The sequence below is a fragment of the Salinispora tropica CNB-440 genome (assembly GCF_000016425.1).
Classification (GTDB): domain Bacteria; phylum Actinomycetota; class Actinomycetes; order Mycobacteriales; family Micromonosporaceae; genus Micromonospora; species Micromonospora tropica.
This window is the reverse complement of the sequence record NC_009380.1, coordinates 1697774-1723730: the sequence shown is the minus strand read 5'-3', so window position 1 is coordinate 1723730 and position 25957 is coordinate 1697774. Positions and strand designations below refer to the sequence as shown.

Genomic DNA, 25957 nt, shown 5'->3' with positions numbered 1-25957 from the left:
ACGGCAGATCGCCATCCCAGCGCCCTCCATTCCCCCATGGCACGGGGAGAACCTCCGGCAGGGCGGCCTACTCGGATCGGTCGGTCCCGTCGAGTGTTGACCCAACGGCTGTCGGCACCTAGTTTGTTCGCATGGTTCCGAACCAAACAAGCCTTACAGTGGAGCTCGACCCGCCCCAGCGGGAGTGGGTCGAGGCGATCGGATTGTTCCTCGAACGCTCGGGGTTCCCGCCCAGCTCGGCGCGGATCTACGGACTGCTGCTGATGTCGGCTGAGCCCGAGCTGTCCTTCGAGGATCTGGTGTCCACGCTTGGCTTCGGGAAGGCCGCCGTCAGCACGGGCCTACGCCGTTTGCAGGAGACCAATCGCATCAGTGAGCGCACCCGGCCGGGTGAACGGCGACGCTACTTCCGGGCACGACTGGGGCCCGAGATCGGCGTCGACCGCTTCCGTGCCTTCAGCTCCGCGCTGTGTGACCTGCTGGAGAAAGGGGTCGCCCTTCGGGGCAGCAGAGCCGATGCCGAGATCACCGCCGACCTCGAGGCATCGGTAAGGTTCCTTCGCTTTCTCGACGCGGAGCTGGGCGGGCTGCGGGCACGGTGGGAGGCGAACGGTGATGGCTGACCGGCCAGGAATGCTCGATTCGGTCAGGCTGGCGGCCAGGAAAGCGCCGATCTTTCAGCTCTACCGACGCCGGGACCGCCTCCGCGCGACCCTGTGCAGGGTCAACGTGGCCCTCGGCCAGGCGGATCCGCAAGACCCACTCACCCGTCGCCGCGTTCGCGAGCTCGACACCGCCGCGGTCCTGCTCGGCCAGGCCAGGTGGCACGCCGAACGCGCTCGGGCGACCGGCGACACCACCGCGCTGAAGCGCGCACGGCAGGCGTTCACCGAGGGACAACGCCTCGCGGACCGCATCGAGGCACTGGTCGCCGGTGGCAACGGTGCGTACGCGACAGACCGCTTCCCCATCCTGGAGCGGGCGGGCACCGAGATCGATCACTGCCAGGGGGTTCCCCTGGTCCCCGCCATCACGCCGGTGGTCGTCCTGCGGGGCAGCGACGAGGAGATGGGCGCGCAGTACGCCCGGCAGATCGCGGCCATTTTCGGTCGCTGGATTCTCCGGTACGGCGTGCGCCGGCTCACCGCCGACGAGCGTGTTGAGGTCGGCCGGTGGGAGGCTGTCCACGGCGAACACCTGCCCTGGTTGGGCCGATTCGTCGACGGGTGGGTGGCCGGCGCGCGCGAGTCAGGAGTCAACCTGGACCGAGCGTCGATCATGGATCTGTGGGTGGGGCACCGACCACCGGCCACAAGCTGGCTCGACGCCTCCTCCGGGCTACCCGAACTACCCCCGATCGCCTGCACGTCCCTCGCAGCCTGGGGGGAGTCCACGCCGGACGGCGCCTTGGTCGCCGCCGCCACGGGCGATCACGAACTCTCGTACCAGGTAACCGTGGCAGCCTTCCCCGACGACGGCCATCCATTCGTGCACACCATCTTCAGCGCGGCCGGCACACTACCGACCGTCGGTCCCAACTGGTTCTTCGGCCACCCCGGCATGAGTCGATCCGGGCTGGCCTACGTCCACCACGGCGGCGGGCCGAAGTTCCTCGAGCCGCGGCACTCCTGGGGATACGGCCTGCGACGCACGCCATCGGTCTGGCACCTCCTCCGCTACGCCACGTCCGCCCACGACGCCCGCGAGATGGAACAGAGCTGGCCGATCGGTGACGTCGGACGTGGTGACCAGGCGACAGTGGGCGGCTTCTACGCCGACGCCGACTACGCGTACATCATCGAAGGGCGCGACGATCCCGTCGCTGTCCGTGAAGCGGGCCTGCTCGGTGAACGCGACTTCCTGTATGCCAACAACAGTGCCATGCACCCCGACGCGGTCCGCAGCGAATGGATGCGGCGGGCCCCCGACGGGAGCTGGCTCTGGGACCGGGAGGGCGGCTACCGGCCAGCCACACCGCGTGGGATGACCAAGTCACCCGGCATGCTGCTCAAATGGCTCAGTGGACGCATGAGCACCGACGAGCTCCTCGTCGCCGGCATGCAGTTCGCCTACTGGAACAGCTACCACCGCAACGTGTTCCTACGGCGGATGGCCGACGCCCACCACGGCCATCTCGACGTTGGGGCCCTGCGGGCCATATACCGAACCGTGGGTACCGCGCCGACCGGATCCTGGGCGGCGGCCGTCCGCCGCTACCGGCGTACCGGCGAGTGGAGTCGCATCTCCGCGGCGCATGCGTCCAACGCGTTTGTCGCCATCATGAAACCGTCAACCGGGTACTACTCGCTGTGTACCGGACCCGCCCGCAGGGGTGCCGCGCCGATGTCCCCCGACTCGGCGATGATCGTTCGCGGAGAGACCAACGCCTTCTGGGACCTCGAACTCCCCGACACACCAACCGCCCTCGTCGAGCGCGCCGAAGCGCTGGCGGACCGACTACTTGGCCATGCACGCGACACCGTGGCGGGAGCCACGCACGCCGGAGAGACGGCGTCTGACGTTGCGGAATGGCTCGCCGCCGCCCAGACGGACACCTCATCGCCGCGGGACGCCGACGGCATCGAGGCCCTGGGCCGTCGGGTCCGCGCGGCGACCAGAGCCCAGGTCCGGGCCCGGCAGATCCTGCACCTGGGTGACCCGCCACCCGAGTTCACACTTCCCGAGAGACGGAAGCCGCCCCGGCCGTCGGTTGGCACTCCATAGCCCTGCGGGTTGGCGCGGCCGGTGGATCAGGCGGACTCAAGGTCGGGGAATTGGCTACTGGAGCCGTGGAGAGTGGCGGCCAGCATCGGGCCGATGCTCACCCTGACTCGCGGCGATGGCTACCTGCTCAGCACCGCACCCGAGCGGCTCGACAACCGGTCAACGTGGCTGATGGCCGGTAGCAGCGGGCGCTGCTAGACGAGCTGTTCCGAATTGCGGTCAGTGCTCCTGAGCGATCAGTGAGCGGGCGACGGGCTACTCCCCGACCCTACGCCGGCCGTCGAGGGCCGATATCGGCCGGCGCGTCAGGCTGGCGGATCGTCTCGAAAGAGATGTGCTTTAACACCTCGGCCGCCCCAGCGGGTCGCAATGAGTTCGGGACGTGGGCGGGTCGGCTTGGGCACCCAGGCATGTCGTCTGGTGTCGGGTGCAGGGCTGTCCCAGTCGGCGATCAGCGCGAAAGGATCCGTGGCGCGATCAGGCCCATCGTCATACGGCTCCCGGACGACCATCGCTGGGTAGAAGCGCGTCTCCTGGGCCACCCCGCAGTCATCCGTCCGGGAGGCGACCAGGGCACCACAGCCCTCGCAGGCCACACACGGGTTCCACCCAACCAAGGACCAGCAGCCCGTGTGAACGAGGTCGTGGACAAAGCGTGTCCCACGTACGTCGCCGGGTGACAGTACGAAGGTCCCGACGACCTGATCATGGCCATACCCGGCCTCGTCGATCACATAGGTGCCGGGGTCGAGGAGCGGCGGGTTCACGTGATGGTGATCCAGGAGCGACCAATGCAGCCCCTCCGGCAGCTCCACCAACCGGACCGGGACGCTCAGCGTGTTCCCGCAGCTCGCACACCGGAAGCCCTCCACTACGGCATTGTGGCATTCGGGCTAGGCGACGGCATCCGAGAATATGAGTGAGCAGGCGATTGCGTGACGGGCCATCTCGACGTGCTCGCCCTTGGCCCCTGACTTCGGAATGCTCGTCTAGTGCTCCCACCCCGGCAACCGCAGGGCGGAGACCGCGGCGTCGAGGGGGCGGCTCGGGCTAGCGGCTGGACCTGGCGCCCATCGGCCAGCCAGAGTCGGCAACCCGTCCGCTCAAACGACACCACCACCCGCTGCCCGACGTAGTGCTGACCGACCCCGCGCAGCGGCCCGGTCGGGTCCGCCATCGGGGCGACGACGCCGCCCCCGGCGCGGGCACCGGCCGGTCCGGCTCCGGGGCACGGCAGCGAGCAGGTGGCTGTCGAGGTCCTCGACGCACCGGGCCACGGCGAGTTCGACGCTGCCCCCGCAGCCCCGATCGGCAGTATCGCAGCAGGGCAGCCAGCACCTGGGCCGACACGGCAAACCGCGCCCTAGCCCAACTCATGCGGGTCGCGGGCATCCGCTGGAGCATCGAGGCAAGCTTCCAGACCGCCAAGAGCCAGGTCGGTCTGGACCAGCACCAGGTCCGCCGCTGGGATTCCTGGCACCGGTTCACCACCGTCACCCTGGCCGCCCTCGCCGTCCTGACGATCTGCGCCGCCGACGCCGCCGACCAGGACCACACCGTTACCGGCCTGATCACACTCACGGTCAACGAGATCCGCCGCCTGACTAGCGCCTGCATCATCCGCCCGATCAATGACCTCACCCACCGTTTGCACTGGTCAGGCTGGCGACGACGGCATCAGGCCCGAGCCTGACGAGCCCACTACACACGCCGCCTCAGCCTCGAACCCCAGCCGTAATCCCGAACGGCGGCTGCCGTACTAGGTGCAGTCTGTCGGCCCTGTCTGCGGGCCTTGACGCTGATAGCCGCGATAGATTAGAAAGCCCGGCATGAGCTGGGCCTGGGTCCGCACCGCGACCGTGATCGTCGTGGCGGTCGTGCTGGTGCCGCTGCTGACGCTGCACGCCTACCTGCTCTTCTGGTTCTACCCGTATCTGACTTACCACCTCCGGCCAGCGCTGTGGCTTGTGATCTTCGCGTTGACCGCGGCGGGGGCGGGATGCCTGGTGTTCGGCTGGTTCTGCCGGCACCGGTCCGCGTGGTGGTGGGTCTGGCTGCCCTCGGCCGCACTGTGCGTCGCGGCAAGTTGGCCGTTCGTCGCCCGTCTCTAGATTGGACGTTCGGCTGAGCTGCCGCTCGGTGATGACTTGATAGCCTCGCCGCCAACCACGAAGGCGGGGGCGAGGTCTTTCAGGGTGCGGGCCGGGTGGGGGTAGCGCGGTGTGGGATGCGGGTCGACTCCGGCGTAGGGCACCTCGACCGGCTGGGCGTGGCCGGGTTGCGCGGTGGTCGACGACGTGGTCGCCACGATGTAGCCGATGCCGCGTTCGGTCAGGCCCTGGCGGAACTCGGCGACCTGACCGTAGCCGGCGTCGGCGGTCAGCAGCGGCGGACGCAGCCCCCATGCGGCCAGCTCGTCGAGCATCTCCAGGGCCATCATCCAGTTCGGCCGGTACCGCTGCGTGTCGGGGACCTTGGATGCCGCCCGCCGGCGGCAGATCTGGTCGATCTGCTCGGCAGGCGGTAGCTGTTGTCGTACAGGTGACTTCTTCGCCCCGGCTCGCGGCGCAGCCTGCGGGCGTGCGGGTTCGCCGGCTTGCCGTCCGGGCCGGGCACGCAGCCCTCGTCCCAGGACTCCGGCACGAACAACCGCCAGTTACCAACGAACTAACGACTCAGCACACTAGAGGCGATCAACGAACGGCCCAGTGACCGCGACGCACAGCGCGGTCGCCGGCGGCCAGATCCACCACCACGCCGACCGGTGCCGGCAGAACCAGCCGAACACCAGGAATCCCACCGCCGCCGCGGTCAACGCGAAGATAACGGGCCACAGTGCCGGCCGGAGGTGGTAAGTCAGATCCGGCACGAACCCAGGTTCAATTCATGCCGGGCTATTTAATCACAGCGCGATCATCACCATCGTCAAAGGCCGTAGTGAGGGTCGACGGGAGCGGCGAATTGCATTTCATCCGCGACACCTGCTACCGCGAAGACCCCTACCGCGTATACACCCACTCCGGCCCCCGCCTCCTGGTCAGCCGCACCGATATCACCGAAGCAACCCGATGAGCCTCCCGCAACATGACCAGACCATTCACCATCCTCGTCCTCATCGGAGGTTGTCGAAACGGCCGTGTGCACAACCGGGCAGTGTGAATCGCCTGGAGAGCGCGACATGGAAGCAAAGGTGCGGCGGGGCAGGTATTCGATTGTCCGCCTGCGGTCAGCGGTACACGATCGACTGCATGCTGAATCCGAGATCATGGAGTACCACCAGCGGGGCGGCGAGCGGGCCCGCCTCGCGGCCGGCCAGGGCAGGTTGGGCTTCCTGCGCACGTGGGACGTCTTGTCCAGAGTGCTCCCCGATGCGCCCACGGCATTGCTGGACATAGCGGGAGCGACCGACGCCTACGCCGGCACGCTGACGCAGGTCAGCTACCACGTCCAGGTTGTCGAACCGGTGCCCGAGCATGTGGCTGAGGCGGCAGCGCCCCCGGGGGTGACCGCCATTCTCGGGAATGCCAGAGCCCTGCCCGCTGTCGTTAGCAGCGTTGACGCGGTCTTGCTGCTCGGGCCGCTGTATCACCTCCCGGAGCACGCGGATCGCCTTGCGGTATGGCGGGAGGCCGCTCGTGTTGTGCGTGTTGGTGGCATGGTCGTGGCCACCACGATCAGCCGGTGCGCGTCGCTGTTCGACGCTTTCGTCAAGGACTACTTCACTGACGTCCACAGTGCCAAACGCCGGCAGCTCGCCATGGTCGCAATCGACAAGGAGTACGACTCGAAGGGCCGGATGGCAAGGCGACACCTGCACGAGAAGGACACCTCACAGGTCCTGGTCTCCGGACACACACTGGATGTCGGTCACCCCGGTCACGGTTTCGGAAGAAACACCCTCATTCAGCACCTTCCAGCGCGAAACTCACCGATGTGCGGGTTACAGTCCGCTTCGTCGACGACGGTCACACGTGAAGGAGGACCGGCTGGTGAAGGTCACCGTCATTGGGTCGGGACACCTGGGCGCACCCCACGCCGCCGGGATGGCCGACATCGGGCATGAGGTGATCGGCGTCGACATCGACCCGGCGAAGGTCGAGACGCTGAACGCGGGGCGAGGCTGGTTTCATGAACCGGAGCTCGATGTGCTGCTGGCCCGTAACATCGACACCGGAAGACTCCGCTTCACCACCGACTTCGCGGCGGCAGCCGCCTTCGGCGATGTGCACTTCCTCGCGGTCGGCACCCCCTCCGGCCCGGACGGCGCATACGACCTGACCCAGGTCAGCGCAGCGATCGAGCGGCTGGCCCCACACCTCGAGCGCCCCTGCCTGATCGTCGGCAAGTCCACCGTCACGCCTGGAACCGCTGAGCTGATCGAAGCTCAGGCCCGCAGGCTCTCCCCCGCCGGCGACGGCGTTCAGGTGGCTTGGAACCCCGAGTTCCTCCGTGAGGGCACCGCGGTGGCCGACACCCTGACTCCGGACCGCATCGTCCTCGGCGTCGCCACGACCGAGGCCGAGGAGACCCTACGGTTGCTGTACGCACCGATCACCAGCGGCCACGGCTGCCCGCTCGTGGTCACCGACCGGATTACCGCCGAGATGGTCAAGGCGACCGCGAACGCCTACCTGGCCACCCGGATCTCGTTCGTCAACGCCGTCGCCGAGATGTGCACGGTGGTCGGCGCGAACGTCGCCGAACTGGCCGACGCGATCGGCCACGACGCGCGCATCGGGCACCAGTACCTTCACCCCGGCCTCGGCTTCGGCGGCGGTTGTCTGCCCAAGGATCTGCACGCCTTCACCGCTCAGGCCGAGCGGGGCGGCGTGGCCGCCGCCGCCGAGTTCCTGCGCGGCGTCAACGGCGTGAACCTGCACATGCGCACCCGCGCTGTCGCGCTGGCCACCGCCGCGGTCGGCGGCGAGGTGCGAGGACGACGGATCGCCCTGTGGGGCACCGCGTTCAAACCCGGTATCGACGACGTACGTGACTCCCCCGCGCTCGACATCGCGGTACGGCTACACGAAGCCGGCGCGAGGGTCACGGCGTACGACCCGCAGGGGCTGGCGATGTCCCGGCGGTCGGCGCCGCAGCTGAGCTACGCCACGACGGCAACCGAGGCGGCCATCGACGCCGAACTGATCGTGGTGGGTACGGGGTGGCCGGAGTTTGGCGCGCTCGACCCCCACGTGGTCGCCGAGAGGGTGACTCGAAGAGCGCTGCTGGACACCCGTGGCGTGATCTCCGGTCGACGCTGGCGAGCCGCCGGGTGGAGCGTGTACGGACTTGGCTACCAGTCCTAGCCCTCCAGCCACACCTGGTGGAGTGGGAGTCGTCGCTGGTGGTGGGCTGTTCTGTCGGATCAGGCGTCCGCTCCCAGTTCGGGCAGGATCCCGGCTACCTGTTCGAGTACTTCCATGCTTGTGTTGAAGGGCGCCTGTCCTGGAAAGGGCACGACCAGGTCGGTGATGCCCACCCGGCGGTACGTGTCGACGGTCTCCCGGAACACGTCCAGGGAGGCGAGCGCCGTTGGCTCCCGGTTCACGTACATCAACAGCCGACGCTGGGTTGACGGGTCACGGCCGACAGACTCGCAGATGTCGGCCAACTGGCGTACCTGTCCCGCGACGTCGTCGGGTCTGGCAACCGGGGGGACAACTCCGTTACGCGGCGACCGGCCGTTGGTCACCCAGATGTCCCCGTGTCGCGCGGCCAGCGCCATGCCGCGTTTCCCGTTGGCGGCAACCGCCAACGGAATGTGTGGGGGCGGGCCCTCCACCGGCGTGATCGGCGCCTGTCGCGCCCGGTAGTACTGGCCCTCGGCATCGGTGATGGAATTGGACAGCAACTCAGCCATCAACTCCACGAACTCGGCGAACCGCTCGGCGCGTTCATTGGGTGTCCATTCCTGCTCCTGGCCGAGGAAGGTGGCGTCGACTCCACTGCCACCAGCACCGATACCCAGGATGAAGCGCCCACCGCTGAGCTCATCGAGCGTGACGATCTCTTTGGCGTAGGGCACCGGGTGTCGGAAGTTCGGCGACGAGACGAGGGTGCCGAGCGTGATCCGACGGGTAACAACCGCCGCGGCCGCCAGGGTCGGCACCGCCGAGTACCACTCCTTACCGATCATGTCCTGCCAGGCGATGTGATCACTCGTCCACGCGTGGGCGAGCCCCATTTCGTCGGCGGTTCGCCACATCTCCTGGGCCTGCGCCCAGGAGGCCGACGGCAGGATGAGCACCCCAACTCGCATAATCAACCACCGGACCTAGCGGCCTGATGCCCGGGCGATGGCTTCAGGCTGTCCCCCGAGTCGGGTGAGTCTGGCAGGTAACAGCTCAAGGGTTGCGGCAACTGCACACCGCCACCATAACGATTTTGCCCTACTTTAGGAGGAAATTGGCGGTCGGCGGTAGCAGCGGAGCGGCGGGGCGTCAGTCGAGACAGAACTCGTTGCCCTCGACATTCCGCGTCACCAGGCATGACTCGTTGTAGCCGTCAGCGGTCAGGAGTCGCACGCGTACCGCGCCGAGCGCGACCAGCCGAGCGCACGCGGCCTCAAGGGCGGCCACGCGCTCGGCGCCGACGAGGCCGGTGCCGAACCGCACGTCAAGGTGCAGCCGATTCTTCACCGCCTTTCCCTCCACCACCATCCGGCCGTAGCCCGCCTCACTGCCGGTGCAGAGATCGGGTGACAGGCAGGTACGCCGGACCGCGTACAGAGATCGACGCGCCAGAAGGCCGACGACGTCTGTCGAGCAAGCCTCGATGTCAAACGGCGAACCCACCCACCGACTACACGCCGTCACTGCCGAGGGCGCGAGTCGCGCCCATACCGGATCGCGGCGGAAGCGCGTACGCAACAAGGTGCCGGCTGTGCCGGTCTGTGATGGCGGCTTCGGTACGAGAGGTGCCTGGCGACCGACCGGGGTCAGATTCAGTCGGATAGCGTCTCACTGTGTATCAGGCGATCTTGCTGGACGTGTACGGCACGCTCGTACACGATGATGAGAGCTCGGTCAATGACGTCTGCGTGCAGGTAGCAGACTTGATCGCAGTCGATCCGTCTGCTATCGCGGCGGAGTGGTCCCGACGGCTGGAGGCCAGCGCCGAGATGGCGTATGGGGCCGGTTTTCGTACGCTCGCAGACCTGACGCTCGGCAGCCTCACCGAGGCTGTGGCGAACTTCGGGGCGTCCGTGGAGCTTGAGCCGATCTGCCGGAAGCAGCTGCACTCCTGGCGTCATCCACCGTTGTACGACGACAGCCGGCCGTTCCTCGATGCTGTGACGGTGCCGGTGTGCCTGGTCTCCGACGTCGACCAGGACGACCTGACGGCGGTGCTGCGGTGGCACGACATCGCCGTCGCCGCCGCGGTGACCAGCGAAGAAGCCCGCGCATACAAGCCCCGCCCCGAACCGTTCCAGCTCGCGCTGGCCCGCCTCGGCCTGGGCCCCGGCGACGTGATCCACATCGGCAACTCCGCATCGTCCGATGTCGCCGGAGCCGCCGCTCTGGGTATCGACACGGCGTTCCTCGACCGTGCTGGAGACGGCCTGCCGCCGGGGGCCACGGCAACCTACACCGCGGCTACGCTGACGGCGCTGCTGCCCCAGGTGTTGCCATGTTGACAATCCTGGTCAGCGGCTGCCTGGGCGGCGCACCGCTCCGGTTCAACGAGACCGGCGTGCCGGTCTCCTCTCCGATCTGGCAGCGCTGGGCTTCTGAAGGACGCCTCGTGTCGCTGTGTCCAGAACTGGCCGTCGGATTCCCGGTGCCCCGCCCGCCAGCTGAGATCGTCGGCGGCAGCGCAGCCGACGTCCTCGACGGCCGCGCCCAAGTACACGAAGCATCGGGCCGTGACGTCACCGAACTGTTCCAGGCGGCGGCGCAGCACGCGGTCGACAAGGCACTGCAGGCCGGAGTCGGCCTCGCCATCCTGGTCGACGGCAGCCCTACCTGCGGTAGCACCTACGTTCACGACGGAACCTTCACCGGCGTCACCGTCGCTGGGCGTGGCGTCGCGGCCGAGGCGTTGCGCCGCCGGGGTATTCCTGTGTTTCCTCACTACGACCTGGACAGGGCAGCGGCTGCTCTGGCGGAGAAGGAACGGCAGCACGGCAACGGCTGATCCCCGCTCGTCGCAGCGTGCGGTATCACCTAACACACTCATATCGGCAAATCCGCATACCGAGGGAATGGCTGACTCGATAGCACCCGTCACGCACCGTCATCAGCTTGGGACGCCACCAGGTCAGGCGGTGAGTCTCCGGACGTAGACCGACCGTGGCGCCGGTGTGCAGCTTTGCAGCCGTGAGGCCGACGAACGCGGATCACCGAGCAACGCGCGGCTCCCGGCGCACGGCCGGGTCTCATGCCGCTACCCACCGCCCGCTGGGCTGCGCGCGCGTCGCGTGGCGGCAAAGCTTGACCTGCGGCTGTGAGGTGGTGTGGAAGTGTGAGGTGCTGTCAGGTCCTTCACCCACTGCGGTGGCACATAGCACTCCTACGGTCTGACTCATCAACCGCTGCGACGCCGGAGAGAGCCAGGCTGTGAAGAAGTGCGCCTCGACAGCAGTCGTACGCACCGCTACCGCTGTCCTCGCGCTGGCACCCCCAGCGCTGCTCTGTCAGACCGGCTGGTTCACCACCGGTGATCTAATCTCGGGACCGGCTCCAGGCATGGGTGCATCAGCCGCTGACGACCGGCTCTATCACCCTGTTGGCGTACACCGGCGCCTGGCTGCTGTGGGTACTCCTCATGACCGCCGTCGCCGGTCACGCCCACCGGTACCTCGCCGCCCGCCTGCGGTGACACCTCACTCTGCATCTCCCTGGCCCCTTGCGAGCACTTGCGGCGACGCTGCTCGGCACCACCGCCGTCACCACCGCCGCTTTTCCCACCACTGCGCACGGCCACCGAGGCCAGACCGACGCCCGCGCCACAGATCGAAACCCGCCAGGACTATCGACGTCACCGCCGGAGACACCCTGTGGGACCTCGCCGCCCCGCACCTCGATGACATGACCCGGTGGCGGCGCGGGGAAGCCGGTCCTCGCTCCTTCCGACTTCCCCGCACCGACCGGCAGGGCCACCATCGGCACCCGCCGCCACTCACGTTCAGACGACGGCGGCGCCGAACCATCGCTGAAGATGGGCGCGCAGCTCCTCCTGATCGTCACCGACCCACGCCACGTGGCCGTCCGGCCGCAGCAGCAGGGCGGGCACGTCCAGTTCCGTACTGACGTCCACGACGTGGTCGACCCGGTCCCCCCAGCCTGCCGCCGACAGCCGGCCGGTCTGGTCGAGCAGCATTCCGTGGCCACGGTGCATCAGACCGTAGAGACGCCCCTGCTTCAGCTCCACATCGCGCAACCGCCGGCCGAGCAGGTGGTGTCCCTCGCCGAAGTCGTACCGGACCGAGATCGCAGTCACCTTCTCGATCAGGTAGCGATTCACCTCCTCAAAATCCATCAACTCCGCGATCAGCCGGCGCACGGCCTGGGGCCCCGAATCGAGGGCGATCAGCTCTGTCTGTGCGCGGGTGTTCTCCAGTACGGCGGCGGCCACCGGATGCCGCTCCGCTTGGTAGCTGTCCAGCAGTCCGCTCGGCGCCCAGCCGACAAGCTCAGCGGCGAGCTTCCAGCCAAGGTTGAACGCATCCTGGATGCCCAGGTTGAGGCCCTGTCCACCCAGCGGCGGGTGGACGTGCGCCGCGTCGCCGGCCAGCAGCACGCGGCCGACCCGGTAGCGTTCGGCGAGCCGGGTGGCGTCGCCGAACCGGGACAGCCAGCGCGGTGAGTGCGCGCCGAAGTCGGTGCCGGCGGTCACCCGCAGCTGCTGCTGAAACTCCTCGAAGGTCGGCGGGGTCGCACGATCCTCGGCCACCCCGGCGGCGGGCACAACGACGCGGTACAGACCGTCGCCGTCACCGACCGGTCCGGCACCGAACCGGAGCTGGGTCTTACGGACCTCGGTCATCACCGCGGTGACTTCCTCCGGAGCTGCGGTCAGCTCCATGACACCCAGCAACGTCTCGTACCTGGTGGGCTCGCCCGGGAAGTCCACGCCGAGCAGGCTGCGTACCGTGCTCCGGCCGCCGTCGCAGCCGACCAGGTAGCGGGAACGTAGCCGGGTGCCGTCGGCGAGTTCGGCGGTCACCGAATCCTCGTCCTGGCTCAGGCCAACCAGTTCGGAGCCGCGCCGGATCTCCGCGCCGGCCTCGGTGGCGTGTTCGGCGAGCAGCCGTTCCGTACTGGTCTGCGGGATACCAAGGATGTACCCGTGCGCGGTGTCCATGCCGTCGGGCCACGGCTTGCTGATACCGGCGAAGTAGCCACCGATCCGGTACTGCTGGCCGTTCGCGAGGAAGCGCTCCAGCAGGCCGCGCTGGTCCATCACCTCGATACTGCGCACGTGTAGCCCGAGCGAGCGGACAATTACCGGCGGCTTCGTGTCCCGTTCCAGCACCACCACGTGCACTCCGTGCAGCCGTAACTCACCGGCCAACATCATGCCGGTCGGCCCACCACCGACAATGATCACGTCAAACATGAATCGCGCCCCCATTCGTCGACATTTTCGCTTCCGCCAGCAGCCCCGCAGGAATTGATGTCGCACCCGCGAACACGTGCGTTTCGCGAACCCCCGATATCTGCAGGTTCTGGCTTCGACCGACGATTCTGCGGCAATACCCGGGTCTTGCGGCAAGGCCCCCATCGTGCTATATGTTTATAGTGGCAGGAGATAGCGTCCTGCCCGACCAGCGCATCCTGCCAGGTCCACGCCGCGCGTCCCGCCAGGACAGCGCATCGCCAAAACGCCCCGGAGCCGAAGCGGAATCACCGCGTCACGGCAGGGCCCAGCCCATCTGCTGCCGGCAGCGTCACCGTCACCTCCAGGCCACCGCCCGGCTGCGCGATCACCTTCACCGTGCCGCCGTGCGCGTCGCAGACGGCCCGGACGATGGAGAGCCCGAGACCGGAGCCCCGGGCGCCGGTCCGTTCCCGGCCACCCCGCCGGAACGGCTCGAACAGCCCCGGCACATCGGCTTGGTCCACCTCGAAGCCGGTGTTGCCCACCACCAGCCAGGACCGCCGGCCGTCCGAGCCGGTCCGCACCCAGAGCCGGCCGTGCAGATGGTTGTAGCGCACCGCGTTCTCGACGAGGTTCCCGGCGAGCCGGTCGAGCAGCCCGGGGTCGCCGACCACCGGTGCCGACTCGAGTGAGGTCTGCACCCGCAGACCGATCCGCTCCACCTCCCGGCGTACCGCCGTCAGCGCGTTGGCGGTGCCGGCAGCCAGATCACACTCCGTCCGCCGGGCGAGGCGGTGGCCGGCCTGCGCCTCACTACGGGCCAACACCAAAAGCGCGTCCACCAGGCCGTTGGCCCGCTCCGAGGCATCCCGGACAACAGTCGACATCCGGCGGTACTCGGCGGTATCCGCCTCGTCGTCGCTGAGCGTCACGTCGATCTCAGTGCGCATCACGGCGAGCGGGGTCCGCAGCTCGTGTGAGGCGTTGGCGACGAAGCGCTTCTGCGCGTCGAACGCGACCGCGATGCGGTCCAGCATCGCGTCGAAGGTCTGCGCCAGCTCGGCCACCTCGTCGTCCGCCCCCGAGTAGCCGATGCGCTGATCGAGGGTGGTCTCGCCGAGCCGTCGGGCGGTGGCGGTGACCTGGTAGAGCGGGCGCAGTGCCCGACCGGCGACCAGATAGCCGCCGGCCACCCCGACCACGCTGATCGCCAGCAACGCCGCCAGCCCCTTGGCCAGCAGCTCCTGGCTCGCCGTCTCGCCCAGCTGCCGCTGCCACTCGGCGGCGTCCAGGGAACGGCCGTCGGCCAGCACCACCGTCGTCCCGGCGAGCAGCTCGTCGGTGGGGCGCAGCGCGTCGCGCACCAGCAGCCAGGCCAGCAGCACCAGGATCACCCCGGCGCCCACCAGCAGTAACCCGTTGAGCAGGGTCAGCCGCAGGCGCAGGGTAGGCCGCATGCCCCGGCCGGCGGTCACGCCGCCGCCTCGGCCACGCGGTAGCCGGCGCCGACCACGGTTTCGATCAGCGGTGGATCGCCGAGCTTACGGCGCAGCGTGCGCACGGTGACCCGAACGATGGTCGTAAACGGGTCGGTGTTCGCGTCCCAAACCCGTTCCAGCAACTCCTCGCTGGAGACCACCGCGCCGCCGGCCTTGACCAGTTCGTGCAGCACCCCGAATTCCTTGTTGGTCAGGTCTACCGGCACGTCAGCCCGGGTGGCCGTCCGCCGAGCCGGGTCGAGCACCAGGTCGGCCACCGCCAGCACCGGCGGAGCGGCCGGGGTGGCGCGGCGGCCCAACGCCTGCACCCGGGCGACCAGTTCGTCGAAGGCGAACGGCTTGGGCAGGTAGTCGTCCGCACCCAGCTGCAACCCCTCGACCCGGTCGGCGACCGTCCCGCTCGCGGTCAGCATCAGCACCCGGGTCAGGGTGCCGGAGGCGGCCAGCTCGGCGCAGATCTGATCGCCGGGCACGCCCGGCAGGTCCCGGTCGAGCACCACCACGTCGTACCGGGTGACGAAGGCCATCTCGTGCCCGCTGTCACCGTCGTACGCGACGTCCACCGCCATGCCACGCTTCCGCAACCCCCGCGTGATCGCGTCGGCGAGGTTGCGTTCGTCCTCGACAACCAGTACCCGCATCCCGGCCTCCTTGCGCCTGACTCCCCGACAACCTAGTGCTTCACCGCCAGTGGCGAGTCAGTGCGCGACCGAGGACGGACAGCGCGAACCGAGGATGACCGGGGCCGGCAGGTCCGCACCGGGGGCGCCTGTACGATGGCGCGTCGTGCCCGCGCCGATGGTTGACTCCGTGCCACAGACCAGCACCCCTGCGTCCACTGTGGTGGAAACGCCGACCCGGCGTTCCCGGTGGCGACCCGCCCGCGCCGACGTGCTGGCCATCGGCGTCTACCTAGCCCTCGGCGTACTGGTCTGCCTCAACCACTGGGGGGACATCCCCAACCGCGTCTCCGCCCACCTGCCAACCGACCACAGCTGGTTCGAGTGGCTCTTCGCGCACGGAGCGTACTCGGTGGGGAATCTGGAAAACCCACTCTTCAGCACCCGGCAGAACGCCCCGCTCGGGGTGAACATGATGGCGAACACCTCACTACTCGGGGTGACCCTGCCGCTGGCGCCGCTGACCATGCTGGTCGGCCCCCAGGTGATGTACGTGCTGTACCTCGGTGGCGCGCTGGCCGCCACCGCCGGCACCTCCTACTGGGTGCTCTCCCGGCACCTGGTGCGCTCCCGGGCCGCCGCGTTCGTCGGTGGCGCGTTCCTGGGCTTCGCACCCGGCGTCGTGCACCACGCCAACGGCCAGCCCAACTTCGTCTCCAACTTCCTGCTCCCGCTGATCGTGCTCCGCGTACTGCGGCTCGGCGAGCCCGGCCGCTGGCGGCGCAACGGCATCCTGCTCGGCCTGCTGGTGGCTTACCAGATCTTCATCAACGAGGAGATGCTGCTGCTCACGGCGCTGGCCTGCCTCGTCGTCGTCGCCACGTACGCGGTGCTGCGGCCGGGGGCCGCCCGGCGGCAGGCCGGTACCTTCGCCGCCGCCCTCGGCACCGGTGGTGGCCTGGCGCTGCTGCTCACCGCGTACCCGATCTGGTTCCAGTTCAATGGTCCGCAGTCCTACCGCGGACTCCAGGGCGGCGTCTTCCACAGCTGGGGCGAGGACCTGAAAGCTTTCGTCACCTTTCCCAGGGACACCCTGGCCGGCGACCCGGCGGTGGAGCAGACGATCGGCGTGACGGAGCAGAACAGCTGGTTCGGCTGGCCGCTGGTGATCCTGGCGGTGGTGGCCCTCCTGCTGCTGATCCGCCGCAGCCTGGTGGCACGCATCCTGGCGGTGCTGATGGTGGTCTTCACGGTGGCCTCCCTCGGCCCGACGATCCGTTTCGACGGCGTCGAGACCGACATCGACGGCCCGTGGGCCTACGTGTCCGAGGAGCTGCCGCTGGTCGAGATGATGATGCCGACCCGGCTGAGTCTGATCGTGGCCGCCACGGTCGGGATCCTGCTCGCCGTCGCCTGGGAAGCCGTTTCCGGGACCGGCCGGCCACCGGTGCCGGCGCAGCGTTCCGGCCGCCCACCCCGGTTTCCGCGGCGGTGGCGACGCCCGGTTGGCTACGCGGCCATCACGTTGGCCCTGCTGCCGCTGATCCCCCGACCGCTGCCGGTGGAGGCGGTGGCACCCCCACCGCAGTTCATCACCGCCGGTGGCTGGCGGCCGTACGTGCCCGAGGGGCGCACCCTGGTCCCGGTGCCGATCCCGAGCAACGTGCACGGCCTGTCCACGCTGCGGTGGAGTGCGCTGACGCAGCACGCGTTCCCCGTTCCCGGCGGGTACTTCATCGGCCCCAACGAGCAGGGTGAGGGGATCTTCGGGGCGGAGAACCGGCCGACGACCCGACTCATCTACTCGACGATGGGCCAGAACGCCACTCCGGACATCACCGATGCCGAGCGGCGGCAGGTGATCGAGGACCTGCGGTACTGGCAGGCCTCGGTGGTGGTGCTCGGTGCCCACCCCCGGGAGGCGGTGCTGCGCGACCTGATGACCTCGCTGCTCGGCACACCGCAGCGGGTGGACGACGTCTGGCTCTGGGACGTCCGTCCCCTGGTCAGCTAGGAGCGCTGCTGCTCGGCTAACTCGACGCGGAGCTGTTCGCAGGGGAGCGGCTTCCCGGCGTGCCCCGATCGGACTGGGAAGCAGCTCACTGTCACCACGTCCTGGCGCGACCTGAGCCAGCGGCCGTGACCCTGCTGTCGCTGCTGACCCTGCTCACCGAACGCGAAACGCCGCCGGCCTCGTCACCTACCTGGTGCTCTCGATCCCGGAGTTCGTGACATCCCGCTGACGATCGGCCGTCCTGCGGAGTCGACGTGCTCCCGGCCCGTCCCTACCGAGCGCGTCGTTCGGGTTGGCGAGAGCGCACCGCTCCAGGGACAGGCAACCACATCCGATGCAGTCGAGCAGTTCGTCGCGAAGCTGCGCCATCAGCGTCATCCGGGCGTCGAGGTCGGCACGCCAGCAGTCGCTGACCCGCTGCCAGTCCTCCACGGTAGGTGTTCGCTTCTCCGGTAGCAGTGCCAGGACGTCACGGATCATGGCCAGTGGGATGCCGATGCGCTGGGACGCCTTGATGAACGCGATGCGGCGCAGCGCGTCTCGGCTGTATCGCCGTTGGTTGCCAGACGTGCGGCGACTACGGATCAGACCCTGGCGCTCGTAGAAGCGCAGCGCCGATGGGGGTACGCCACTGCGCTCAGCCAGTTCACCCACTGTGAGCCCGTTGACGGCAACGTCGGTCATGGGTGCACGGTACTTGACTTGAACCTTGGTTCAGGGCCGACCGTGAGGGCGTAGCAGCGGTTTGGGGCAGCGCGCCGGATCACTGCCGTCCGCCGTGGCCGGCTGCTCGCCGCGGAGACCGGAGAGCCTGCTCGCTGCCCTGGTGATGGAAGGACCATGCACGATGTCCGTGGAACCACTGAAGATCGTCATCCTTGTTGGTAGCACCCGTAAAGGCCGCTTCGGGCCCGTGGTGGCCAACTGGTTCGCCGCGCAGGTGCGGCAGCGTGACGACATGGAACTCGACCTCATCGACCTCGTGGAGGCGAACCTGCCGTACGAGTTGCCGGACTTCAACGCGAATGAGGAGCCTGTGGCGGTTCGTGCGCTCACCCCCCGGCTCGCGGCGGCGGACGGGTTCGTCTTCGTGACGCCGGAGTACAACCACAGCTACCCCGCCTCGCTCAAGAACGTGGTCGACTGGTACCGGAAGGAGTGGCAGGCCAAGCCGGTCGGCTTCGTGTCGTACGGCGGGCTCGCCGGCGGTCTGCGCTCGGTCGAGCACCTGCGGCCGGTCCTAAGTGAGGTGCATGCGGTCCCGATCCGAGACACCGTCAGCTTCCACGGTGCGGGGGAGCGGTTTGACGGATCCGGCGCGCCGACCGACCCGCGGGGCTGCAATGCCGCGGCGAAGACGTTGCTCGACCAGCTGGCATGGTGGTCCGGTGTTCTGCGGACCGCGAGAGCCGACCATCCCTACGGCACCTGACCGTCCCGCCGTTTCCGCCACCTGCTCATCGTGAGCCGGCCGGCTCACCCGAGTGACCGGAGCTGAGACCCAGTACGCCAAGGGTCCGGGCGTGCTCCGTGACGACAGTGTGCTCCGCAGGGCTTCTGAGATGCCATGGCAGTCCACCTCCTGAGCCGCCCGGCGCCCGGTAAGCCACGACTTGAGTTGAAAAGTGAAAGGAATGCCATGGATGCTCAGGAACCGCAGCGGGCGGGGCGGCGAGAGTGGTGGGGTCTTGCTGCCCTGGCCCTGCCGACGCTGTTGGTGGCGATGGACCTCACGGTGCTGCATCTGGCGGTGCCGGCGCTCAGTGAAGCGTTCAAGCCGAGCAGTTCGGAACTGCTCTGGATCACGGACATCTACGGCTTCCTCATCGCCGGCTTCCTGATCACGATGGGGTCGCTCGGCGACCGGATCGGCCGACGTCGGCTGTTGTTGATCGGCGCGTTCGGGTTCGGCGTCGCGTCGTTGCTGGCGGCTTTCTCCACCACACCGGAGATGCTGATCCTCACCCGGGCGCTGCTCGGCGTCGCCGGGGCCACGCTGATGCCCTCGACGCTGGCGTTGATCCGCAGCATGTTTCAGAGCCCGGCGCAGCGGCCGATGGCGATCGGTGTCTGGATGACCAGCTTTGTCACCGGGACCGCCATCGGACCGCTGGTCGGTGGGGTTCTCCTTGGGTCCTACTGGTGGGGGTCGGTGTTCCTTCTCGGCGTGCCGGTGATGGTGCTGTTGTTGATCATTGGTCCGATGCTGCTTCCAGAGGAGGCGGATCCTGATGCTGGCCGCCCGGACCTGCACAGCGCTCTCCTCTCGCTGGTCACCATTCTGGCCGTAGTGTTCGGCTTCAAGCAGTTCGCCGGGGGGTCCAGCGGTCCGCTGCCGTGGACGTGCGTGGCCCTGGGCGCCGGTCTCGGCTGGATCTTTGTTCGTCGGCAGAGGCTTTTGCGGGACCCCCTGCTCGACCTGGCGCTATTCACCCGCCGTACGTTCGGGGTGGCCGTCGCCACGCAGACCCTGACGGTCTTTGCGATGGCGGGCGTGCAGTTCTTCGCGGGCCAGTACCTTCAGCTCGTCCTCGGCATGTCCCCGCTGCGAGCCGGACTCTGGTCCCTGCCGTGGACGCTCATGGGCGTCGCCGGGGCGATGCTGGCGCCGTTTGTCGTCCGCCGTCTGTCGCGGTCGACAGTGATGGCGGGCGGCCTGGCGCTCGGCGCTGCGGGGTTCGGCGCTCTGGCCGGCATCGACTCGACTACCGGACTCACCTTGCTGGTGGTCAGCATGGTCATCGCATCCCTCGGAATCTCCGGCACGATGACCCTGAGCACGGACCTAGCCGTCGGGGCGGCTCCTGAGGAACGCGCCGGGTCGGCGTCGGCTATCTCCGAGACCGGAAGCGAACTCGGCCTCGCCCTGGGCATCGCGGTACTGGGCAGTGTCGGCAGCGTCGTCTATCGCCAGGAACTGGCCAGGTCCGCGCCCGTGTCAACCCTGCCCGAGTCGATGGAGGTCGCCACCGACACGCTGGGCGGGGCGGTCAGCGTGGCAAACGAGCTGCCCGGCGAGGCTAGAGACGCACTACTCGCCTCTGCCCGGGAGGCGTTCACCACCGGGATGGCGGTGACATCGGCGATCAGCAGTGCGGTGCTGATCGCCCTGGCGATCGCCGTCGGCATCCTGCTGCGCACCGTGGTCCATCGACGAGTCCGGCCTCCTGGACGAAGGCGCATGACCGCCGCGAATCAGCCCGGTCGGCCGGGACCGGCCGACCGGGCTCCGGCCTCAGGCCGTCGGCGCCGGTTCCAGCAACGCGCGAACGTCCCATACCCAGACGTCCAGTTCACGCTTGCCGGGGCCGACCAGTTGTTCGACGGTCAGCCGCAGCGGCTCCGCATGGTGCTGGTCCACCGGTAGGACCAGGATCGCCGCCCGCCAGTGCCGCAGGTCGTCCAGGGCGCGCCGCTGCTGCCGGTCGTCGAGTTGCAGCGTACGTCCGGTCTTGGCGACCTCGCTGAGCAGCTCTCCGAGCCCGCTGGGGCGACCGCCGAAGCGACCCGGGTCGCCGGTGTTGGCGTTGCGCGGAGCCAGGAAGTAGCCGCCGGGGATCTTGAAGTCGAGGTTGACGGCGGCGGCCCAGCGCATGCCGTGGGTGTTACCCATGCTCGGCACCGGGATGGGCACCAGTGTCTGGTCCTCCGCGACGTAGCCGCGCCACCGGTCGGCGGTGATGAACTCCGGCACCGGTGGTCGGGAGGTCACCGCCAGCGGCATGGGCGCGATCGGCAACAACGCCAGCACCAGCCCGGCGGCGGTGCGCAGCCGCAGGGTGCGCCGGGGCAGCGGCAGCCCCCGGGACCGGTCGACCGCGAGCGTCAGCAGCAGCCCGACGGTGACGGTGGTGATGAGCCCGAACCGGGTCGGCACCACCGCGTCCAGCAGCGGCAGCCGAACCAGCCACTCCCATGGCCCGACTCCGATCTCCTGGTCCCACCATGAGATCCGCTCGCCGAGGGAGAGCACCGCGAAGAAGACCCCGGTCGCCGCGAGGGCTCGCACGACCACGTCGTGGCGCAGCCACGCGACGATGCCGACGGCGATCAGGGACAGGCTCCAGCCGAAGAAGGCGTTCTCCTCCGAGTAGTTCGGGGCGAGGCCGGTGTTGGCCGCGTCGTCCCCGCCCAGGGTGGGCGAGCCCGGGGCGACGAACGCGGCGATGTCGTTGCCGTAGTCCCGGACCGCGTCACTCAGCCCGTGGTACGCCATCGGCCCGGCGAACTGCACGTAGAGCGGATACGCCAGCAGCGCGCCCGCCACCGCCGTACAGGTGGCGAGTGCCTTCGCCAGGGGCCGCCACGCCTCCCACCACAGCTGGGGCCGCTGCACCAGTACGGCGGCGAGGAAGACCCCGCACGCCATCGCGGTGAAGAGCAGGATCTCCTCGTTGATGAACGCCTGCACGGTTACCAGCAGGGCGAGCAGCAGGCCATCGCGGTACGGACGCTGGGATCGGGTGATGACGAGCACCCGCCAGACGATGAACGGCAGCAGGAACTGGCTGATGATGTTGGGGTGCCAGTTGGCGTGCGACAGCATCGCCGGGGAGAACCCGCAGAACCATCCGCCGACCGCCGCCGCCAGCCGGCTGCGCACGAGGTGTCGGCTGAGCACCACGTACCAGGCGGTCGCGGTGCCGGCGAGCCCAAGTGTTACCAGCAGCACAAACGTCACCGCTGGACCGAAGAGGAGCGTCACCGGCACCATCGGGATGCCCAGCGCGAGGATGGCCGTGTTGGCCATCAGGTTGACCCCGTCCGGGTAGTTGAACTGTTCGGTGAAGAACGGGAACTCCCCGTGGAGCACCACCCGCACCGAGTGCGCCAGGAAGAACTGGACCTGTGCCGGGTCGCTACTGTAGAGCGCGGCCACCCGGCCGGCCGGGTCGACCCAGATCTGGCTGGTCACCCAGAGCGCGGTGAGCAGAAACCCGCCAACCACCACCAGGTGCTGCCGTCGGGGGGTCCACGGCGGCAGCCGGAGTCGACGGCGGCCCGGGGCCGTCGCCGGGCCGGGCGCTGGCTTCCGGTCCCCCCCTGCGACACCGTTCCGGGGGAACGCACTCGCGCTGTTGAGATCGACCGGCTCGGACGGGGCCTCGGTGGCGGGGTCGGCGCGGGTGTCAGCAGGCGTCACAATCGGCGGAGTCTACCTGAGCGGGAATCACACGAAAGCCACCACACGATCCCTTGTGGGTGGTGCTGGGCGGCACCGCACCGTCTCGTACCATTGCGGTTTCGCACGACCGGCCCGGGGTGAACGGAGGAGCTAACGGTGCTTGCAGCCCGCCGGACCGGCAGGACGACCGCCGCCGCGCTAGCCCTGGTGGCGGCCCTGACCGGCTGCGCAGTGGTCGCCGACCGGGCACCGAGTGACCTGTCGGTGGGGCATGAGAGCCGGGACGGTTCACTCACCGTCTGGCCGGCCCGCGGCTCCCTCGCCGACGAGGCCGCGACGACGACGGCGGTGACCGAGGCGGTCCGCGCCTGGCGGTCGCCGCTCGGCGACCGAGCGTACCTACCCACCTCCGGCATCCTCTGGGTCGGCGAGGTCGACGGCGCGCCACTCGCCCTGGTCGCCGTGGATGTTCCCGGTACCGGCGCCTCCTGGCTGCTCCAGGTTGCCGGGGAGGACGGGCGCCACACCGTCACCCGCGCCGTCGAGCACACCGACCCCGGCTACCTGGTCTACTCCGATGTCCTCCCGGTCCACACCGACGCGGGTCGCCGCTATCTGGTTTCTGCCCGGGTCACCGACCTGACCGGTCCGGATGGTCAGGCGGTGACCATCGAGGGAGGCCTGAGCACACCCGTGGCGGTGCCGGCCTGCTCCGCGGTCTCGATCACCGCCACGCTGCGCGCCACCGAGTCGATGCCGCAGGGGCGACCCACCGATCACTTCCTCGACCTCGGCACCGGTCTGGACACACCGCGCGACCCGCTGGTACGCGACGAGTCCGGCTCCGGGCGGCAGGCCCTGGCCGGATTGGACACCTGCGCCCTCGCCGGCGACCAGGGGCCGTTCGGCAGCATCCAACGCCAGTTCGGGAACCGGAAGTCAGCGGTCTCGGTGCCGGCCTCCTGGCCGATGGCGGGGCTGACCATCCGGACGGTTGGCGAGGGCACGCTCGGTGACGGCCCCCCGGGTGAGGTGCAGCAACTCACCTGGGACGCGGCCAACGACGAAATGACGGCGGTGCTGTATCGGCCGGCCACCGGCGGCGCGACGATGATGTCAGCCGCCGACCGGGCCGCACCACTTCAGGCGTACGTCCTGCCGGTGGATGGGCAACGACTGGGCGTGTTGAGCTGGCAGCCGACGCCGGAGGACTCACTGTCGGTCCCGGCCGGCACGTCCCGCCTCGTTGACCGCCCGGGTCTGGCGGTCCTGCCCCTGGCGGACGAGAAGGTCACGGTGAGCCTGGCGACCATCGAGGAGACCCACTACCGTTCCCTGCCCGCTCCGCGGTAACGCTTGGGGCGGCGGCGTTCGACGCGATGCCGCTGGGCGACGGCGGTTGTCCGCCGTCGCCCAGCGCGGTCACTTCGGGGCGGGGGCCTCGCGCGGGGCGAGGATCGGCTCCACCTGGTCGGAGACCAGCTCCTTCTCGGTACCGGCGGCGTCGACGTCGAGCCGGGAGATCCAGCCGGTGACGTCGCGGGCCACGTCCTGGGCGGTCAGGCCGAGGTCGGTGAGAATCTGGGCGCGGGTGCCGTACGGGTGCCAGTCGACCGGTACGCCCAGGTCCTTCACCGGCACCTCGACGTCGGCGTCCCGCATCGCCTGGGCGATGGCGTCACCGACGCCGCCGGCCCGAACCCCGTCCTCCACGGTGACCACGAGCCGATGCCCGGCGGCCATTTCCACCAGTTCGTCCGGGACCGGCCGGACCCAGCGGGGGTCAACCACGGTCACGCCGTAGCCCTGCTCGCCGACCCGGGCGGCGACCTCCACGCCGAGACCGCCGAAGGAGCCGACCGCGACCAGCAGCACGTCGGCGCGGGTCGACTCGGCGAGCACGTCCACCGGACCGACCCGGCGCAGCGCCGGCAGGTCGGCGGCGACGGAACCGGTCGGGAAGCGGACGATGGTGGGACCGTCGTCCACGGCGACCGCCTCGCGCAGCTCCTCGCGGAGGGTGGCGGCGTCCCGGGGGGCGGCGAGCCGCAGGCCCGGCACCACCCCGAAGACAGACATGTCCCACATGCCGTAGTGGCTGGGCCCGTCCGGGCCGGTGATCCCGGCCCGGTCCAGCACGAAGGTCACCGGCAGCTTGTGCATCGCCACGTCCAGCAGGACCTGGTCGAACGCCCGGTTGAGGAAGGTCGCGTAGACCGCGACCACCGGGTGCAGACCGCCCAGCGCCAGCCCCGCCGCCGAGGTGGCGGCGTGCTGCTCGGCGATGCCCACGTCGTAGGTGCGCTCCGGGTACTTCCGGGCCAGCTTGGCGATGCCGGTCGGCTCGGCCATCGCGGCGGTGATTCCTACCACGTCCGGCCGCTCGTCGGCGATCGCGACCAGTTCCTCGGCGAAGACGTGGGTCCACTTCACCGACGGCGTCGCGGTGGCCTTGCCGGTCTCGGTGTCGAAGGCACCGGGGCTGTGGAAACAGTCCGCCTCGTCCTCCTCGGCCGGGCGGTAGCCGTAGCCCTTGCGGGTGACCGCGTGCACGATCACCGGGCCGCCGAAGTTCTTCGCCGCGCGCAGCGCCCCCTCGACCGCCTCCAGGTCGTGCCCGTCCACCGGGCCGACGTACTTGATGCCGAGGTCCTCGAACATCGCCTGCGGGGCGACCGCGTCCTTGATGCCCCGCTTGACCGCGTGCAGCACCTCGTACATCGGCCGGCCGACCAGCGGGGTCGAGCCGAGCGCCTCCCGGACGGTGTCCAGCACCCGCTCGTAGCCGGGATTCAGGCGCAGCGTCGAGAGATGGTCGGCGAGCCCGCCGATGGTCGGCGAGTAGGAGCGACCGTTGTCGTTGACCACGATCACCAACGGGTTGCGGGTGGTCGCGATGTTGTTCAACGCCTCCCAGCACATACCGCCGGTCAGCGCGCCGTCACCGACCACGGCCGCCACCGCCCGGGACTCGCCCCGCAGCGCATACGCCTTGGCCAACCCGTCAGCGTAGGAGAGGACGGTGGAGGCGTGCGAGTTCTCGATCAGGTCGTGCTCGCTCTCGGCCTGGCTCGGATAGCCGGCGAGCCCACCGCGCTGGCGCAGCTTGTCGAAGCCACCCTGCCGGCCGGTGAGAATCTTGTGTACGTAGGCCTGGTGGCCGGTGTCGAACAGGATCCGGTCCCGGGGGGAGTCGAAGACCCGGTGCAGCGCGAGGGTCAGCTCCACCACACCCAGGTTGGGGCCGATGTGCCCGCCGGTGCGGGAGACCTTGGCCACCAGGAAGTCACGGATTTCGGCGGCGAGGATGTCCAGCTGCTCGGTGGACATCCGCTTGATGTCCTGCGGACCGCTGACGGTGGCCAGCTGCCCCGGTTGGTTTGCCGGGTCCCGTTCAACACTCATGACCGGAGAGTCTATCGGCCGTGCGACA

21 protein-coding genes and 3 pseudogenes are annotated in these 25957 nt (G+C 69.2%); 13 read left to right on the top strand and 11 right to left on the bottom strand.

Annotated elements, in window-relative coordinates:
* Nucleotides 1-158: 158 nt before the first annotated feature.
* Together STROP_RS07595 and STROP_RS07590 are read left to right on the top strand one after the other, a co-directional pair.
* Nucleotides 159-623 (top strand): GbsR/MarR family transcriptional regulator, encoded by a 465-nt coding sequence (locus tag STROP_RS07595; protein ID WP_026275861.1) that lies wholly within the window; start codon nucleotides 159-161, stop codon nucleotides 621-623.
* A complete protein-coding gene (locus STROP_RS07590; RefSeq protein WP_011905408.1) occupies nucleotides 616-2724 on the top strand; it encodes a hypothetical protein in 2109 nt (702 codons plus the stop codon). Before STROP_RS07595 ends, STROP_RS07590 begins: the two co-directional genes overlap by 8 nt.
* A 989-nt stretch (nucleotides 2725-3713) precedes the next feature.
* On the opposite strand, the pseudogene STROP_RS24700 reads toward STROP_RS07590, so the two are convergent.
* A pseudogene (locus STROP_RS24700) lies at nucleotides 3714-4016 on the bottom strand (hypothetical protein); the annotation flags it as partial.
* 83 nt (nucleotides 4017-4099) lie between these two features.
* Here STROP_RS24700 and STROP_RS07580 point away from each other — a divergent pair.
* Complete coding sequence (locus STROP_RS07580) at nucleotides 4100-4417, top strand: hypothetical protein (protein WP_018830442.1); 318 nt, start codon at nucleotides 4100-4102, stop codon at nucleotides 4415-4417.
* Between the two features lie 136 nt (nucleotides 4418-4553).
* The gene (locus STROP_RS07575; RefSeq protein ID WP_011905405.1) at nucleotides 4554-4835 is read left to right on the top strand and encodes a hypothetical protein; all 282 of its coding nucleotides are present in this window, start codon (nucleotides 4554-4556) and stop codon (nucleotides 4833-4835) included.
* 62 nt (nucleotides 4836-4897) lie between these two features.
* On the opposite strand, the pseudogene STROP_RS23810 reads toward STROP_RS07575, so the two are convergent.
* Nucleotides 4898-5382: pseudogene (locus tag STROP_RS23810) on the bottom strand (transposase); the annotation flags it as partial.
* Nucleotides 5383-5407: 25 nt separating this feature from the next.
* The gene (locus STROP_RS07565) at nucleotides 5408-5593 is read right to left on the bottom strand and encodes a hypothetical protein (protein ID WP_018830440.1); all 186 of its coding nucleotides are present in this window, start codon (nucleotides 5591-5593) and stop codon (nucleotides 5408-5410) included.
* Nucleotides 5594-5902: 309 nt separating this feature from the next.
* Between STROP_RS07565 and STROP_RS25600 the strand changes: the two genes are divergently transcribed.
* The gene (locus STROP_RS25600; protein ID WP_337998643.1) at nucleotides 5903-6787 is read left to right on the top strand and encodes a methyltransferase domain-containing protein; all 885 of its coding nucleotides are present in this window, start codon (nucleotides 5903-5905) and stop codon (nucleotides 6785-6787) included.
* Complete coding sequence (locus tag STROP_RS07555) at nucleotides 6714-8030, top strand: UDP-glucose dehydrogenase family protein (RefSeq protein ID WP_011905402.1); 1317 nt, start codon at nucleotides 6714-6716, stop codon at nucleotides 8028-8030. Before STROP_RS25600 ends, STROP_RS07555 begins: the two co-directional genes overlap by 74 nt.
* A 59-nt stretch (nucleotides 8031-8089) precedes the next feature.
* Here the strand turns inward: STROP_RS07555 and STROP_RS07550 are convergent, their stop codons facing one another.
* Together STROP_RS07550 and STROP_RS07545 are read right to left on the bottom strand one after the other, a co-directional pair.
* Nucleotides 8090-8983, bottom strand: coding sequence for an LLM class flavin-dependent oxidoreductase (locus tag STROP_RS07550; protein WP_011905401.1), 894 nt, complete (start codon nucleotides 8981-8983; stop codon nucleotides 8090-8092).
* 181 nt (nucleotides 8984-9164) lie between these two features.
* A complete protein-coding gene (locus STROP_RS07545) occupies nucleotides 9165-9518 on the bottom strand; it encodes a VOC family protein (RefSeq protein WP_018830437.1) in 354 nt (117 codons plus the stop codon).
* Nucleotides 9519-9688: 170 nt separating this feature from the next.
* Between STROP_RS07545 and STROP_RS07540 the strand changes: the two genes are divergently transcribed.
* The 3 genes from STROP_RS07540 to STROP_RS26135 all read left to right on the top strand — a co-directional run bounded on the left by STROP_RS07540 (nucleotide 9689) and on the right by STROP_RS26135 (nucleotide 11544).
* The gene (locus STROP_RS07540) at nucleotides 9689-10360 is read left to right on the top strand and encodes an HAD family hydrolase (RefSeq protein WP_011905399.1); all 672 of its coding nucleotides are present in this window, start codon (nucleotides 9689-9691) and stop codon (nucleotides 10358-10360) included.
* Nucleotides 10354-10860 (top strand): 2-thiouracil desulfurase family protein, encoded by a 507-nt coding sequence (locus STROP_RS07535; RefSeq protein ID WP_011905398.1) that lies wholly within the window; start codon nucleotides 10354-10356, stop codon nucleotides 10858-10860. The genes STROP_RS07540 and STROP_RS07535 overlap by 7 nt, the downstream gene beginning before the upstream one ends.
* Before the next feature lie 555 nt (nucleotides 10861-11415).
* The gene (locus STROP_RS26135) at nucleotides 11416-11544 is read left to right on the top strand and encodes a hypothetical protein (protein ID WP_337998638.1); all 129 of its coding nucleotides are present in this window, start codon (nucleotides 11416-11418) and stop codon (nucleotides 11542-11544) included.
* A gap of 306 nt (nucleotides 11545-11850) precedes the next feature.
* Here STROP_RS26135 and rox read toward each other — a convergent pair whose 3' ends face one another.
* The 3 genes from rox to STROP_RS07520 form a co-directional block, all read right to left on the bottom strand.
* Nucleotides 11851-13284: a rifampin monooxygenase gene (rox, locus tag STROP_RS07530; RefSeq protein WP_011905396.1), complete on the bottom strand. Its 1434-nt coding sequence runs from the start codon at nucleotides 13282-13284 to the stop codon at nucleotides 11851-11853.
* 287 nt (nucleotides 13285-13571) lie between these two features.
* Nucleotides 13572-14741 carry a sensor histidine kinase gene (locus STROP_RS07525; protein ID WP_011905395.1) on the bottom strand — a complete coding sequence of 390 codons (1170 nt, stop codon included), beginning with the start codon at nucleotides 14739-14741 and terminating at the stop codon, nucleotides 13572-13574.
* Nucleotides 14738-15406, bottom strand: coding sequence for a response regulator transcription factor (locus tag STROP_RS07520; protein ID WP_011905394.1), 669 nt, complete (start codon nucleotides 15404-15406; stop codon nucleotides 14738-14740). Before STROP_RS07520 ends, STROP_RS07525 begins: the two co-directional genes overlap by 4 nt.
* Nucleotides 15407-15563: 157 nt before the next feature.
* On the opposite strand from STROP_RS07520, the gene STROP_RS07515 reads away from it, so the two are divergent.
* On the top strand, nucleotides 15564-17399 hold the full coding sequence (locus STROP_RS07515) for a DUF6311 domain-containing protein (RefSeq protein WP_028566151.1): 1836 nt from the start codon (nucleotides 15564-15566) through the stop codon (nucleotides 17397-17399).
* Between the two features lie 186 nt (nucleotides 17400-17585).
* On the opposite strand, the gene soxR is transcribed toward STROP_RS07515, so the two are convergent.
* Entirely contained in the window at nucleotides 17586-18083 is a 498-nt protein-coding gene (gene soxR, locus STROP_RS07510) for a redox-sensitive transcriptional activator SoxR (protein WP_011905392.1), read from the bottom strand.
* A gap of 163 nt (nucleotides 18084-18246) precedes the next feature.
* Between soxR and STROP_RS07505 the strand changes: the two genes are divergently transcribed.
* Together STROP_RS07505 and STROP_RS07500 are read left to right on the top strand one after the other, a co-directional pair.
* Entirely contained in the window at nucleotides 18247-18831 is a 585-nt protein-coding gene (locus STROP_RS07505; protein ID WP_011905391.1) for an NADPH-dependent FMN reductase, read from the top strand.
* Nucleotides 18832-19038: 207 nt separating this feature from the next.
* Nucleotides 19039-20538: pseudogene (locus STROP_RS07500) on the top strand (MFS transporter); the annotation flags it as partial.
* Nucleotides 20539-20634: 96 nt separating this feature from the next.
* Here STROP_RS07500 and STROP_RS25595 read toward each other — a convergent pair.
* Nucleotides 20635-22542 (bottom strand): DUF6311 domain-containing protein, encoded by a 1908-nt coding sequence (locus STROP_RS25595; protein WP_011905389.1) that lies wholly within the window; start codon nucleotides 22540-22542, stop codon nucleotides 20635-20637.
* Nucleotides 22543-22680: 138 nt separating this feature from the next.
* Between STROP_RS25595 and STROP_RS07490 the strand changes: the two genes are divergently transcribed.
* Nucleotides 22681-23877 (top strand): hypothetical protein, encoded by a 1197-nt coding sequence (locus STROP_RS07490; RefSeq protein ID WP_011905388.1) that lies wholly within the window; start codon nucleotides 22681-22683, stop codon nucleotides 23875-23877.
* Nucleotides 23878-23946: 69 nt separating this feature from the next.
* Here the strand turns inward: STROP_RS07490 and dxs are convergent, their stop codons facing one another.
* A complete protein-coding gene (gene dxs, locus STROP_RS07485) occupies nucleotides 23947-25929 on the bottom strand; it encodes a 1-deoxy-D-xylulose-5-phosphate synthase (RefSeq protein WP_026275040.1) in 1983 nt (660 codons plus the stop codon).
* Nucleotides 25930-25957: the final 28 nt, after the last annotated feature.